This window comes from Sulfitobacter sp. 1A13421 (assembly GCF_043557285.1).
Classification (GTDB): domain Bacteria; phylum Pseudomonadota; class Alphaproteobacteria; order Rhodobacterales; family Rhodobacteraceae; genus Sulfitobacter; species Sulfitobacter faviae.
On record NZ_JBIFFQ010000012.1, the window covers coordinates 1 to 13,394 of the forward strand.

The following is a 13,394-nucleotide window of genomic DNA, read 5'->3' on the forward strand; positions in this document are numbered from 1 at the left end:
CATCGCCAAACCTAATAAGTTCCTAGACTACAGTATCTCTCTACGATGATCAGAATAACAAAACCGCCGCAGCTCAATGCTGCGGCGGTTTTGCGTTTGGGGGGGGCTTTCCGGCGGCCAGCGAACTTTGGCGGCGCGAACGTTAAGCGTGCCGGAAAAAATCTCAAGAAAAATTACCTTTTTCTGTTCGAATGCGCTTGCAGCTCCCGCACTATAAGTCTAAACGGAGGGCATTGGCGCGGGATGGAGCAGCCCGGTAGCTCGTCAGGCTCATAACCTGAAGGTCGTAGGTTCAAATCCTACTCCCGCAACCAATATTAGCGAAGTATCGCTTTCAGAAAGACCCGCCCTCGCCGGCGGGTCTTTCTGCATTTGGGGGGATGTCCCCTTGCTCTACCGCTGTTCAAATTCGTGTTCCGCCAGCTTTGCGAAGAAGACTATTTGCGTCGGTAGAAGGGAAGAGAGTTTAGCAAAGGGGCGGGTCAGCAGTTCAGCGCCCGGTTGCAGCGTCTCTCATTGTTATGCGCCTCACCGTATCTGGCGCCGCAGCAACCAGACGAAAAACACGCCGCCGATAAGCCCCGTAACGATGCCGATGGGCATATCGTCAGGCGCCATGATGGTTCTGGCCACGATGTCCGCCCACAAGAGGAACACGGCGCCGCATAGGGCTGAGATAGGGAGCAGGCGGCGGTAGTCGCCGCCGACCATGAGGCGCACGATGTGGGGGATCATCAGACCGACGAAGCCGATCACCCCTGAGAAAGCCACCATGACCCCCGTGATGAGGGCGCCGATGACGAAGATCGTGAGCCGGAAACGCGCGACGGGGATGCCGAGGGTGGTGGCGGTTTCATCGCCGACGGTCATGGCGTTCAGGTGGCCTGACCTGAGCCAGAGATAGGCGCCGCAGCCCAGCAGGATAAGGGCAGGGTAGATGAGTTGGTCCCATCCCGCCAAGCCGAGGCCGCCGAGCATCCAGAACACGACCGTATGTGTGGCCCGTGGATCGCCGAGGAAAATCAGCACATTGGCGGCGGACATGACGATGAAGGACACGGCGACGCCCGCCAAGACCAGCCGGTCGGCGCTGGTGGCGGCCGCGAATTGCGTGACGGCAAGAACGATCAGTATCGCCCCGAGCGAGCCGAGGAAGGCGAGCAGGGGGACGGTGAGCCCTCCGAGGAACAGCCCCGTGTGCAGTAGGGCCAGAATGGCGCCGAATGCGCCGCCTGCCGAAATGCCCAGCAGATGCGGGTCTGCTAGCGGATTGCGGGTGACGGCCTGAAGGCTTGCGCCGACGATCGCCAATCCCGCCCCGACGAGACAGGCGAGGATGGCCCTCGGCAGGCGGATGTTCCAGACGATGGCCTCCCGCCCGCCGGACCAGTCCACGGCAATGGCGCCGGGGGCGGCCTTGTTGACCAAGATGCCCCAGACGGTTTCGACGGGGACCACGACGGCCCCCACGCTCACCGCAATCGACAGCGATGCCAGCAGGATCGCGATGCCGAACAGGCAAGTGATCCACACCCCCCGCGTGGGTTTCCGAGGCGCTATCGATCGCGGTTTAAACGTCATGAATGCTCACTGCCCCCGAAACGCGGTGGCGAGGGTTTTGACCGCTTCAATGTTGCGCGGACCGGGCGTGGCCTCGACATATTCCAGCACGACGAAACGGTCGTTGCGCACGGCGTCGATGTCGGCGAAGGCGGGGTTCTCCATCATGAAGGCGCGCTTTTGATCGGCGGTGACTTCGCCGTAATTGACGATCACGATGACTTCGGGATCACGCGCGACCACGGCCTCCCAACCGACGGTGGCCCAGCTTTTCTCAAGGTCGTTCATGATGTTCGTGCCGCCCGCGGCCTCGATTAAGGCGTTCGGCATGGCATAGGCCCCGGCGGTGAAAGGCACATCTTCGCCGCTGTCATAGACAAAGACCCGGGGGGCGGTCTCAAGCGGGGGCAGCGCCGTGAGGAATGCGTCGAGCTCGGCTTGGTAGCCTTCGATCAAGCTTTCCGCGCGATCCGAGACGTCGAAGATCGTGCCAAGATTGCGCAGATCGTTGTACATATCCTCCATCGAGGATGGGGCTTTTTGACCGATATGGATGCAGCTTTCGGTGAGTTCGTAGACTTGAATGCCGAAGGGGTCGAGCGTTTCCGGCGTCACCTCGCCGCCGACCTTCATACCGTAGTTCCAACCGGCAAAGAAGAAGTCGGCATCCGCCCCGATCAGCACCTCACGCGAGGGGTATTTCGACGACAGTTCCGGCAGCGCCGCGACACCTGCGGTCATCTCTTGGTCCAGTTTGTTCCAGCCCGAGATGCCGGTATAGCCCACCATGCGGTCTGCGAGGCCGAGCACCAGCATCATCTCAAGCAGGTTCACGTCATTGGCGACCGCAGCTTGAGGCGGGTGTTCAAAGGTGACTTCGCGGTCGCAGCTTTGAACGGTGGTCTGGGCAAAGGCCGATCCGGCGATCATCAGGGCGGCGAGGGTGGTGAGAGTAAGTTTCATAAGAGTTTTCCGTTTCAATCTGGAAGGGCAAAAGAGAAATGCGCCGCGCCGCTGGGGGTGAGCCGCTCGCGCTGCGCGTCGACGCGAAATGTTTTTGAGACGAGATCATCGGTCAGAACCGTATTTGGCGGGCCGAAGCCCTGCGGATAGCCTTCTTTCAGCACCAGCACCTCGTCACAGATGCCATCGGCCATATTGAGATCATGAAGCGAGACGACGATGGTCATGTTCAAACCGCGGATCAGGGACACGATTTCAAGCTGGTGGCGTATATCGAGGTGGTTGGTCGGCTCATCCAGGACCAAGACCTGCGGCTCCTGCGCCAAGGCGCGGGCGACCATGACGCGCTGCCTTTCCCCGCCCGAAAGCGTGCCGACATCGCGGTGGGCGAGGGGGTGCAGGCTGAGCCGGTCCAAGACGCGGTCGATGATCTGCTCATCTTTCCGGCTTGATGACGAAAACGCCGCGCGATGAGGCGTGCGGCCAAGGCGGACGATCTCCAAGACCGTCAGCCCAAAAGACGGCGTCTGTTCTTGCAAGACGGCGGCGATGCGCCGCGCGGCGGCACGGGCGGAGAGGGACCAAATATCCTGCCCGCCCACATGGATTGACCCCGTTTGGGGCGGTTGAAAACGGTAGAGCAGGCGCAAGAGGGTGGATTTGCCCGCGCCATTCGGCCCCAGCACGCCCAGAACGCCGCCCGCTGCGACGGTAAAGGACGTAGGGTGCAGAACCGGCTGGCCCGATTTTCCCGGCGCCCAGCTTACATCCTTTACTGCAAGATCGGCAGCCCTCATGAGACGCGCAGGTGGCTGGGTTTCAGCTCGATCATCGCCGCGGGCACCCGCGCAAGGGTGGATTTGCGCAGTTTGCCGGGGCGGTCCAGCGAAGAGCACCAGCCGTCATTCAATGTGGCATAGTGCCGGGCGAAGGCCACAAGGTCATCGATGTCTTCGTCAGGGTCGATATCACCAAAGAGGTAGGTCGCCTTTGCGCTGGCATGATAGGCCACCGTGCAGGGGCGGTCGCAGCCCGCCATACAGGCCACGCCCGCGACCTCGAAATCCTCGGGGATCGCCGCGCCGGCTGCCGCGATTGCGGCGCTCAGCCTCTGGATCAGGTCAAAGCCCGGGCGGCAATCCGTGCCTTTGTGTTTGCATGAGGTGCAAACCGTAATCCTGTGGTTCTGATGCGTATCCATGTCGCCCTCCGCGAACGCGCGGGGGATCGAGCAGCCATGTTCTACAGCAGGGGAGTTTCCCTGTCGCCATCATGTTCTCCTAACCAGACACCCCGTCTGGGTTGAGTTGCAGTTACGGCCCCTCTCGGTGCCGGTGATGGCAGGTCTCCTGACTCGCGGATCGACGTTCGCCCGAACCTTCCCAAGCCTAAAGCTCAGTGGTTTTTGCCGGGGTCACTCACCGCTCACAGTTGCGGGGGCAGTTACGGTTTCGGCGCGCGCTGCTTGCCTTACCGTATTCCCTTTTCATCCCAGACGCCGCTGCGGCGGCTGGAAACCATCGCCATGATCTGTGGCCGAAGAGCCATGCCGGGTCAAGCTGCTATCCCGCCTCTAGCCCAGGCCCATCGCGCCGGGCGCGCAGCATATCGAGGCTGCGGTTCAGTTCGGGGTTGGTCATGTCGCGGGCGATGACGACGATGCGGGACTGCTGGTCGTCCTTTGGCCAGTCGCGCAGGGGGACGGGCGGGTCGAAAAGATGCTGGACCCCGTGAAAGACAAAGGGGGTGGGGACGTCTTCCAGATGCACGATGCCTTTGACCCGCAAAAGATCGGACCCGCGCAGCCTGGCCAGCGTGTCGAGCCAAAGGTCGAAAGCCTCGGCCGGGATCGGTGCGTCTAGAACGATAGAGGCCGACCCGATCCGTGCATCATGCTGGTGGGTTTGCATTACGGGCGCGGATGCCGAGGGCGCGGCGAAGCCTGAGAGGTTGTCGAGCGGATCCGCCACTGGGACGGGCGTGAGCCATTCCATAACGTTGCCCGCATCAACCGCCCGCCGCATACCGCTGAGCCCCCAGAGCGATGCAATCGGGATAAGCCCGCGTTCGGCCTTGATGACGCGCGCCGTTTGATTAAGGTCGCGCAGCCTGCTTTCAAAGGCGGCGAGCGCTTGCTGGGTCACCAAGTCGGATTTGCTGAGCACCAGCAGGTCGGCCATCGCCACCTGCGAGACGGCTTCGAACTGCTGATCCAGCGTGTCCGGCCCATTCGCGGCATCGACGACTGTCACCACCCCGTCCACGCGGAATTTGCGGGCCAGATAGGGGTCGGCCAAGAAGGTTTGAAGAATGGGGCCGGGATCGGCCAGCCCCGTCGTCTCGATCACAACGCGGTCGAATTGCACGCGCCACGTCTGCCTGCGGCGCTTGAGGTCTTGCAGCGTCCGCGACAGATCCCCCCTGATCGAGCAGCACAGACAGCCCGATTGCATGAGAATGACCTCTTCGTCGGCGGTTTCGATCAGGTCGTGGTCAAGCCCGGCCTCACCGAATTCATTCACGACGACCGCGATTTTGGGGGCCTCTTCGCTTGAGACGATGTGATTGAGCAGCGTGGTTTTCCCCGCGCCGAGGAAGCCGGTCAGCAGAGTAACGGGAATGCGTTTGTCGGTGGCGGGCATGGTTTGTGGGCTCTGCTATGGATAATCTGAGTAACGTTATAACATCACAATATGTGGTGCAACCCGTAGGCCGATGCCCCGAGCTTGCCAAAATCCATGCGCTCAGCGCCCAAATTTTGGCAGGTCCACCTCAAACCGCCCAATCGAAGGGCGTTATTGCTGCGCCGCAGAAAGCGACCTTGGGTTAGGGCTTGTTGCAACGCGCCCTGAAATTGAGGCTGCAGGGGCCTCGCTATGGGGCGGCGCCAAGGGAGTTGTCCGCCAAGGGGGGCATCCGCGCGCGATAACAATAAACGCTGTGTGGAAGAGGCATCATCGCGTCTTTGCTCCTCCGCACACCAAACGGGGATACCGTCATGAAATTTTCCACCAAACGCACAGTCACGGCGACCGCTGCCCTTCTGCTCGCAGGATCAGCCGCCGCTGCGGCCTGCGACGATCCGATCAAGGTTGGCGTGCTGCACTCCCTCTCGGGGACGATGGCCATTTCCGAGACGACGTTGAAAGACACGATGGAGCTTTTGATTGCGCAGCAGAACGCCGCGGGCGGCTTGCTGGGATGTGAGATCGAAGCGGTCGTCGTTGACCCGGCTTCCGACTGGCCGCTGTTCGCCGAAAAGGCGCGTGAGCTTCTCACCGTCTCGGAGGTGGATGTCATCTTTGGCTCTTGGACCTCGGTCTCGCGCAAATCCGCGCTGCCCGTTCTGGAAGAGCTGAACGGCCTGATGTTCTACCCCGTCCAATATGAGGGCGAGGAAAGCTCGCGCAATGTGTTCTACACCGGTGCGGCCCCGAACCAGCAGGCGATTCCGGCCACCGATTATTTCCTTGAGGAACTGGGCGTCGAGAAATTTGCGCTGCTGGGGACTGACTATGTCTATCCCAGAACCACCAACAACATTCTTGAGCAATACCTGCTGGATAAGGGCATTCCCGAAGAGAACATCTTCGTCAACTATACGCCTTTCGGCCATTCCGACTGGTCCACGATCGTGTCGGATGTAGTCGAACTGGGCGCGGATGGCTCGCAGGTGGGCGTGATCTCAACCATCAATGGCGATGCGAATATCGGCTTTTACAAAGAACTGGCCGCGGCGGGCATCTCAGCCGATGACATTCCGGTCGTCGCCTTCTCGGTCGGGGAGGAAGAGCTTTCGGGCCTCGATACCGCTGACCTCGTGGGGCACCTCGCGGCGTGGAACTACTTCCAATCGGCTGAATCCGAGCAGAATGACGAATGGGTCGCCGCGTGGAAAGAGGCGATGGGCGAAGACCGGGTGACCAATGACCCGATGGAGGCGCATTACATCGGTTTCAACATGTGGGTGAACGCGGTCACCGAAGCGGGCACCACGGATGTGGATGCTGTGCGTGCGGCGATGTATGGGCAGGAGTTCCCCAACCTCACCGGCGGGACGGCTGTCATGCTGCCCAATCACCACCTCGCCAAGCCTGTGTTGATCGGTGAAATCACCGAAGACGGCCAATTCGACATCATCAGCCAGACCGAAGAAGTGCCGGGCGATGCATGGACGGATTTCCTGCCTGAATCGGCGGTTCTGGTCTCCGACTGGAAAGACCTCGAATGCGGCATGTACAACAAAGAGACCGAGACCTGCGTTCAGTTGACTTCAAACTACTGAACCCAAGAGCCGGGCGCGTCCTCAGCCGTGCCCGGCATCCGTTTTGACCACTCCCTCTTCGAAAGCCCCATACCTCATGGTTCGAATGCTGCTCAGCCTGATGTGCTTGCTGGCCTCTGTCGGTTTTGCATCTGCTCAGGACCTCCAGTCCCTTTTGCAGACCCACGAAGCAGAGGTGGTCAAACCCTCGCGTAAATCGGTCGGTGTCCTATTGGACGATCTGGTGGTCTCGGGCCTGCCGCAGGTGCCAGCCTTTCTGGAGCAATGGGCCGAGCGGAACGTTTGGCAAGACGATACCTCGGGCCTGTTCTACTTTGGGGCCGAGGCGGATGATACGCTCGCGCTGCGCGACATAGATACGGGCGAAGAGGCCACTGCGCCCTCGGATGGGTTCAGCCAATTGCGCCCCAATGGCGGCGTGCGGCGGGTCATCGGCACGGCCTTGGTGCAGTTTCAACTGTCCGATCCCGATCCTGCGCGCCGCCGCGCCGCGCTTGAAAGCATCGCGCGCCGCAGCGATGCCAGCCAGCTTGGCCCGCTCCTGGCCTCACTTGATGGAGAGGATGATCCCGCCCTGCGCGCTCGCAAGGAGCAATTGGCCAATTTCCTGACCGCGCGCTTTGGGCAGGCGACTGATGAGCGCATTCGCGCGATTGAAAGCCTGTCCTCCGATACCTCACTCGAAGCGCGGGCGGTGCTGAGCCAGATCCTCTCGGTCAAGACCGGCGTGGCCGAACAGCAGCCCGAGGGGAACATCGCCCGCATTCTTGATCCTACGGCAGCACCCTCGGCAAGCTATGAGACGCTGGTGGAGGCAGGGCTCGCCCCCGCGATCGTGCCAGAAGGCGAGATACGCGCGGCGCTGGAGGCCAATATCGTCGATGGCCGGGTGGGCGGCGTCCCTCTGGCGCAATTGGATGACCCGGCGCGGCGTGTGGATGCCTATCGCGCGCTTGCCGAGGCAGGCCGCGTGCCGCCTCTGGTGACGCAGGATGATATCGACACCGCTTTGCAGAACGCGGTCTTTTATGAGCGCTACGAAGAGGAGGACGCCGCGATCACCGACGCGGCCCGCGCCACGCTCGACGCGGTCGAAACGCGGGTTGGCTGGGCGCAGACGTTGGATTTGACACTCGACGGTCTTTCGCTGGCCTCGATCTATTTCCTCGCCGCGATTGGGCTCGCGATCACCTTTGGGCAGATGGGGGTCATCAACATGGCCCATGGCGAGTTTATCATGATGGGGGCCTATACGGGCTATGTGGTGCAGCTCATCGTTCCCGATTACACGGTGTCGCTTCTGATCGCGCTGCCGCTGGCCTTTGCTGTCACCTTTGGCGCGGGCGTCGCGATGGAGCGGCTGGTGATCCGCCATCTCTACCATCGCCCGCTTGAGACTCTTTTGGCGACCTTCGGCATCTCGATCGCCCTGCAGCAGATCGCCAAGAACATCTTTGGCACGCAGGCCCGCCCGCTGACATCGCCCGAATGGCTGCGCGGGGCGCTGGTGATTTCGGATGTGGTTCAGATCAGTTTCATCCGCATCGCCATTTTCGTGCTGGCGCTGATCTTTCTGTTCTTGCTGCTGTATATTCTCAAGCGTACGCGCCTTGGCTTGGAGGTGCGCGCGGTGACGCAGAACCCCGGCATGGCGGCCTCAATGGGGATCAACCCGGATCGCATCAACATGATGACCTTCGGGCTGGGCTCCGGCATCGCCGGGGTCGCGGGCGTCGGCATCGGGCTTTATGCGCAGGTCACCTCCGAGATGGGCACGAATTACATCGTGCAAAGCTTCATGACCGTCGTGGTGGGCGGTGTCGGATCGGTCTTCGGCACGCTGGCGGGCGCGGGGCTGATCGGCTTCCTGCAAAAGGGGATCGAGTGGTTGAACCCCTCCAATACGCTGGCGGCCCAGACCTATATGATCCTTTTCATCATCCTGTTCATTCAATTCCGGCCCAAGGGCATTGTCGCCCCCAAAGGCCGGGCAGCGGCGGATTGAGCCATGACCCAGACGCACAGCCAACGCAGTTCCTTCATCGGGCGCAATCCTTCGGTTCTCTACTTCCTCGCCGCGCTGGGCCTGTTCACGGCCCTTGTCACGGTGATGTCCGAAGCGGTCGGCACCGGGCTTGTCTCGACCTCTTTCGTCAAGACGCTGGGCAAGACCCTTTGCCTGTGCCTTGTGGCCATCGCGATGGATGTGGTCTGGGGGTATTGCGGCATCCTCAGCCTTGGGCATTTCGCCTTTTTCGGGATCGGGGGTTACGCCATCGGGATGTGGCTCATGTATGCGCGCACCGAGATCATCGTGGCCGACAGTCTTGCCGGTCAGACCATCCCGCCCACGCCGCAGGAGATATCGGACGCCATCGGAAACCAGATTTTCGGGGTTGTCGGCTCATCCGAATTCCCGCTGATCTGGGCCTTTGCGGACAGCCTGTGGATTCAATTGGCCTTCGTCGTGCTGATCCCCGGCGCGCTGGCGCTGGTCTTTGGCTGGCTTGCCTTCCGCAGCCGCGTCAATGGGGTCTATTTGTCGATCCTAACCCAAGCGATGACACTGGCGCTGGCGCTTTACCTCTTCCAGAACGACAGCGGGCTGCGGGGCAACAATGGCCTGTCGGGGCTGCAAAACATCCCCGGTTTCGCCGACAGCGGGCAAGACGTGGTCTCAATCGTCTTCTTCCTCGCCTCCGCCTTGGCCCTCGCATTGGGCTACCTGTTCTTCGCTTGGATCACCGACAGCAAGCTGGGCAATATCATCCAAGCCATCCGCGACGATGAATCGCGCGTTCGTTTCCTCGGCTATCATGTGGAGAGTTATAAGCTATTCGTCTTTACCATCACTGCCATCGTCGCAGGCATCGCGGGCGCGCTCTATTACCCGCAGGCGGGCATCATCAACCCGGCTGAGATCGCGCCCATCGCCTCGATCTATCTGGCGGTCTGGGTCGCCATTGGCGGGCGAGGGCGGCTTTACGGGGCGGTCATCGGGGCGGCGGTGGTCTCGCTCCTGTCCAGTTGGTTCACGGGGGGCGGCGCGCCCAGCATCGATCTGGGGGTCTATACGATCCATTGGGTCGACTGGTGGCTGGTGCTGCTTGGCCTGAGCTTTGTACTTATCACGCTGTTTGCGCCCAAGGGCATCGGCGGCCTCTTTGACAAACTGGTGCGCAAGTCATGACTTCTCTTTTGGAAATGTCCGGAATTTCGAAATCCTTTGACGGGTTTCAGGCGATCAAGAACCTCAGCCTCCAGATCGGGGAGCCGGAGTTGCGGGCCGTTATCGGCCCCAATGGGGCGGGCAAAACCACCTTCATGGATATCATCACCGGCAAGACGAAGCCGGATGAGGGCCATATTCGTTTCGGCGAAGACAGCCGCTCGCTCATCGGCCTGTCGGAAAGCCAGATCGCCATGCTGGGGATCGGGCGGAAGTTTCAAAAGCCCACGGTTTTCGAGGCGCAAAGCGTGCGCGAAAACCTTGCCATGGCACTCAAGAACCCGCGGGGCACCTTCTCGGTCCTGTTCTATCGCAAGAGTGCAGAGGGGGCGGCGCGGCTTGAACAGATCGCCGATGAGATCAACCTGACCGCCCATCTCTCCCGCCCTGCCGGAGAGTTGAGCCACGGGCAAAAACAATGGCTGGAGATCGGGATGCTGCTTGCGCAATCGCCGCGCCTGCTGCTGGTGGATGAGCCCGCTGCGGGCATGACCGCGCATGAGCGCGAGCACACCACCGACATCCTGAAAAAGGCGGCCGAGACCCGCGCTGTTATCGTGGTGGAACATGATATGGAGTTCGTGCGGCGGCTGAACTGCAAGGTGACCGTGCTGCATGAAGGATCGGTGCTGGCCGAAGGGTCACTGGACCATGTGACCAACAATCAGACTGTAATTGACGTATACTTGGGGCGCGCCGATGCTGGAGATTGAGAACCTGAGCCTGAAATACGGGCAATCCCGGATCCTCCATGACATCACCTTGAATGCGCCCGTGGGGCAGGTGACTTGCGTGACCGGCACGAATGGGGTCGGCAAGACGAGCCTGCTGAAAGCCATCGCCGGGCGGCATCCTTTCTCAGACGGGGCGATCAGGCTTAATGGCGTGGAATTGCAACCGGGTCGTGCGGCGCTCTCGGCCAAGGCGGGCGTCGGATATGTGCCGCAGGGGCGTGAGATTTTTCCACTGATGACCGTGCAAGAGAACCTTGAGACGGGCTTTGCCTGCCTGCCCAAGTCCGAGCGCAGGATCCCAGACGACATTTTCGATCTCTTCCCCGTCCTCGCTGAGATGAAGACCCGGCGCGGGGGCGACCTTTCGGGCGGGCAACAACAGCAGCTTTCCATTGCCCGCGCACTCATCGCGCGGCCCAGCGTGCTCCTGTTGGATGAACCCACCGAGGGGATTCAGCCCAATATCATCCAGATGATTGGCCGCACGATCCGGCTTCTGCGCGATCGGGGGGAGTTGGCCATCGTGCTGGTCGAGCAGAACTTTGATTTTGCCTATAACAACGCGGATCATTTCCATGTCATGCAGCGCGGGCAGATTACCCAATCGATCCCAAAGGCAGAAGCGAAAAGAGAGCAGCTTTTGGATGCGCTTGCGCTCTAGCTGACCCTTCAAAACGGGATCGCGCAGGACTCCGGATGGGGGTTTAGGCGCGGAAACCTCCTATTATTGTGGGGGCGCGTGGCAGCAAAGTCTTGACTTCCCGACCGTCAAACGGTGTACCTGCGCGAAACCTGAAATAGCCCTAGGAAGGGACCATCATGCACGCCTATCGCAGCCATACCTGTGCCGATCTGAGCCTTGAGAACAAGGGTGACAATGTGCGCCTGTCCGGCTGGGTGCACCGGGTGCGCGATCACGGCGGCGTGCTGTTTTTGGACCTGCGCGACCATTACGGCATCACGCAGGTGATCTGCGACCCCGACAGCCCGGCCTTCGCCGAGATGGAGAAGGTCCGCGCGGAGTGGTGTGTGCGCATCGACGGCACCGTGAAGGCGCGCGACGAGAGCCTTGTGAACCCCAAGCTGCCCACGGGTGAGATCGAAGTCTACGCGCGCGACATCGAAATCTTGGGTTCTGCCGCGGAACTGCCGCTTCAGGTCTTCGGCGATCAGGAATACCCCGAGGAGACACGTCTGCGCTATCGCTACCTCGACCTGCGCCGTGAGAAGATGCAAAAGAACATGGCGCTGCGCTCTGACGTCGTGGCCTCGATCCGCAAACGCATGTGGGATCAGAAATTCCGCGAATTCCAGACGCCGATCATCACTGCTTCCTCCCCCGAAGGCGCGCGCGACTTCCTCGTGCCGTCGCGTCTGCATCCGGGCAAGTTCTACGCCCTGCCGCAGGCGCCGCAGCAGTTCAAACAGCTGCTCATGGTTTCGGGCTTTGACAAATACTTCCAGATCGCGCCCTGCTTCCGCGACGAAGACCCGCGCGCCGACCGTTCGCCCACCGATTTCTACCAGCTCGACATGGAGATGTCCTTCGTCACGCAGCAGGACGTCTTCGACACGATCCAGCCGGTGATCGCAGGCATCTTCGAAGAGTTCGGCGGCGGCAAGAAGGTCGACGAGACTTGGGAGCAGATTTCCTACAAGGACGCCGCGCTGTGGTATGGCTCCGACAAGCCCGACCTGCGCAACCCGATCAAGATGCAGGTGGTGAGCGAGCACTTCCGCGATTCCGGCTTCGCGATCTTTGCCAAACTGCTTGAGCAGGAAGGCACCGAAATCCGCGCCATCCCCGCGCCCACAGGCGGCAGCCGCAAGTTCTGCGACCGTATGAACGCCTTTGCGCAGAAGGAAGGTCTGCCCGGCATGGGCTATATCTTCTGGCGCGATCAGGGCAACGGAATGGAGGCGGCAGGCCCGCTGGCCAAGAACATCGGGCCTGAGCGGACCGAAGCGATCCGCCAGCAGTTGGGTCTGGGCGTCGGCGACGCGGCCTTCTTCCTCGGCGGCAAACCGAAGAGCTTCGAGGCCGTCGCAGGCCGAGCGCGTAACGTCATCGGCGAGGAGTTGAACCTCACCGACAAGGAGCGTTTCGCCTTTGCATGGATCGTGGATTTCCCGATCTACGAGCGCGACGAAGAGACCGGCAAGATCGACTTCGAGCACAACCCCTTCTCCATGCCCCAAGGCGGGATGGAAGCGCTGGAGGGCGATCCGCTCAAGGTGCTGGGCTACCAATATGACCTCGCCTGCAACGGCTACGAACTGGTCTCGGGCGCGATCCGGAACCACAAGCCGGAGATCATGTTCAAAGCCTTTGAGATCGCGGGCTACGGCGAAGACGAGGTGCGCAAGCGCTTTGGTGGCATGGTCAACGCCTTCCAATACGGCGCGCCGCCCCACGGTGGCTGTGCTGCGGGCATCGACCGTATCGTCATGCTGCTGGCCGAAGAGCAGAACATCCGCGAAGTCATCCTCTTCCCGATGAACCAGCGCGCCGAAGACCTGATGATGAACGCGCCTTCCGAGCCCACCAGCGATCAGCTGATGGAACTGGGTCTGCGGGTCATCCCGCAGGAGTGATCCTGTCTGAATGAAACGTCGCCCCCGG

The 13,394-nt window shown here is 61.3% G+C and carries 11 protein-coding genes, 1 tRNA gene and 1 riboswitch; of the genes, 7 read left to right on the plus strand and 5 right to left on the minus strand.

Features of this window, described 5'->3' with window-relative positions:
• Positions 1-237 precede the first annotated feature (237 nt).
• Positions 238-314, plus strand: a tRNA-Met gene (locus ACGYLI_RS16235).
• Between the two features lie 214 nt (positions 315-528).
• Here ACGYLI_RS16235 and ACGYLI_RS16240 read toward each other — a convergent pair.
• The 5 genes from ACGYLI_RS16240 to ACGYLI_RS16260 all read right to left on the minus strand — a co-directional run bounded on the left by ACGYLI_RS16240 (position 529) and on the right by ACGYLI_RS16260 (position 5,165).
• The gene (locus ACGYLI_RS16240) at positions 529-1,533 is read right to left on the minus strand and encodes a FecCD family ABC transporter permease (RefSeq protein ID WP_394419903.1); all 1,005 of its coding nucleotides are present in this window, start codon (positions 1,531-1,533) and stop codon (positions 529-531) included.
• A 54-nt stretch (positions 1,534-1,587) separates the two neighbouring features.
• The gene (locus tag ACGYLI_RS16245; protein ID WP_394419904.1) at positions 1,588-2,523 is read right to left on the minus strand and encodes an ABC transporter substrate-binding protein; all 936 of its coding nucleotides are present in this window, start codon (positions 2,521-2,523) and stop codon (positions 1,588-1,590) included.
• Positions 2,524-2,537: 14 nt separating this feature from the next.
• Positions 2,538-3,320: an ABC transporter ATP-binding protein gene (locus ACGYLI_RS16250; RefSeq protein WP_394419905.1), complete on the minus strand. Its 783-nt coding sequence runs from the start codon at positions 3,318-3,320 to the stop codon at positions 2,538-2,540.
• Positions 3,317-3,724: a DUF1636 family protein gene (locus tag ACGYLI_RS16255; RefSeq protein ID WP_394419906.1), complete on the minus strand. Its 408-nt coding sequence runs from the start codon at positions 3,722-3,724 to the stop codon at positions 3,317-3,319. The genes ACGYLI_RS16250 and ACGYLI_RS16255 overlap by 4 nt, the downstream gene beginning before the upstream one ends.
• 120 nt (positions 3,725-3,844) lie before the next feature.
• Positions 3,845-4,060: riboswitch (cobalamin riboswitch) on the minus strand.
• Positions 4,061-4,085: 25 nt separating this feature from the next.
• Entirely contained in the window at positions 4,086-5,165 is a 1,080-nt protein-coding gene (locus tag ACGYLI_RS16260) for a CobW family GTP-binding protein (RefSeq protein WP_394419907.1), read from the minus strand.
• Between the two features lie 356 nt (positions 5,166-5,521).
• Here ACGYLI_RS16260 and urtA point away from each other — a divergent pair, with 356 nt between their 5' ends.
• The 6 genes from urtA (at position 5,522) to aspS (ending at position 13,366) form a co-directional block, all read left to right on the plus strand.
• Positions 5,522-6,808: an urea ABC transporter substrate-binding protein gene (gene urtA, locus ACGYLI_RS16265; protein ID WP_168613474.1), complete on the plus strand. Its 1,287-nt coding sequence runs from the start codon at positions 5,522-5,524 to the stop codon at positions 6,806-6,808.
• A 76-nt stretch (positions 6,809-6,884) separates the two neighbouring features.
• On the plus strand, positions 6,885-8,813 hold the full coding sequence (gene urtB / locus ACGYLI_RS16270; RefSeq protein WP_394419908.1) for an urea ABC transporter permease subunit UrtB: 1,929 nt from the start codon (positions 6,885-6,887) through the stop codon (positions 8,811-8,813).
• A gap of 3 nt (positions 8,814-8,816) precedes the next feature.
• On the plus strand, positions 8,817-9,998 hold the full coding sequence (gene urtC, locus ACGYLI_RS16275; RefSeq protein WP_394419909.1) for an urea ABC transporter permease subunit UrtC: 1,182 nt from the start codon (positions 8,817-8,819) through the stop codon (positions 9,996-9,998).
• Entirely contained in the window at positions 9,995-10,750 is a 756-nt protein-coding gene (gene urtD / locus ACGYLI_RS16280) for an urea ABC transporter ATP-binding protein UrtD (RefSeq protein ID WP_394419910.1), read from the plus strand. The genes urtC and urtD overlap by 4 nt, the downstream gene beginning before the upstream one ends.
• Positions 10,737-11,432 carry an urea ABC transporter ATP-binding subunit UrtE gene (gene urtE, locus ACGYLI_RS16285; protein ID WP_394419911.1) on the plus strand — a complete coding sequence of 232 codons (696 nt, stop codon included), beginning with the start codon at positions 10,737-10,739 and terminating at the stop codon, positions 11,430-11,432. Before urtD ends, urtE begins: the two co-directional genes overlap by 14 nt.
• A gap of 158 nt (positions 11,433-11,590) precedes the next feature.
• Positions 11,591-13,366, plus strand: a complete 1,776-nt coding sequence (gene aspS, locus ACGYLI_RS16290; RefSeq protein WP_394419912.1) for an aspartate--tRNA ligase — start codon at positions 11,591-11,593, stop codon at positions 13,364-13,366.
• The last annotated feature ends 28 nt before the right edge of the window (positions 13,367-13,394 follow it).

Bases quoted from the DNA above. Each gene is read 5' to 3' on its own strand.
- urtC (WP_394419909.1), top strand. From the start codon at position 8,817: ATGACCCAGACGCACAGCCAACGCAGTTCCTTCATCGGGCGCAATCCT.
- ACGYLI_RS16255 (WP_394419906.1), bottom strand. From the start codon at position 3,724: ATGGATACGCATCAGAACCACAGGATTACGGTTTGCACCTCATGCAAA.
- urtE (WP_394419911.1), top strand. From the start codon at position 10,737: ATGCTGGAGATTGAGAACCTGAGCCTGAAATACGGGCAATCCCGGATC.
- ACGYLI_RS16250 (WP_394419905.1), bottom strand. From the start codon at position 3,320: ATGAGGGCTGCCGATCTTGCAGTAAAGGATGTAAGCTGGGCGCCGGGA.
- urtB (WP_394419908.1), top strand. From the start codon at position 6,885: ATGGTTCGAATGCTGCTCAGCCTGATGTGCTTGCTGGCCTCTGTCGGT.
- urtD (WP_394419910.1), top strand. From the start codon at position 9,995: ATGACTTCTCTTTTGGAAATGTCCGGAATTTCGAAATCCTTTGACGGG.
- urtA (WP_168613474.1), top strand. From the start codon at position 5,522: ATGAAATTTTCCACCAAACGCACAGTCACGGCGACCGCTGCCCTTCTG.
- aspS (WP_394419912.1), top strand. From the start codon at position 11,591: ATGCACGCCTATCGCAGCCATACCTGTGCCGATCTGAGCCTTGAGAAC.
- ACGYLI_RS16245 (WP_394419904.1), bottom strand. From the start codon at position 2,523: ATGAAACTTACTCTCACCACCCTCGCCGCCCTGATGATCGCCGGATCG.
- ACGYLI_RS16260 (WP_394419907.1), bottom strand. From the start codon at position 5,165: ATGCCCGCCACCGACAAACGCATTCCCGTTACTCTGCTGACCGGCTTC.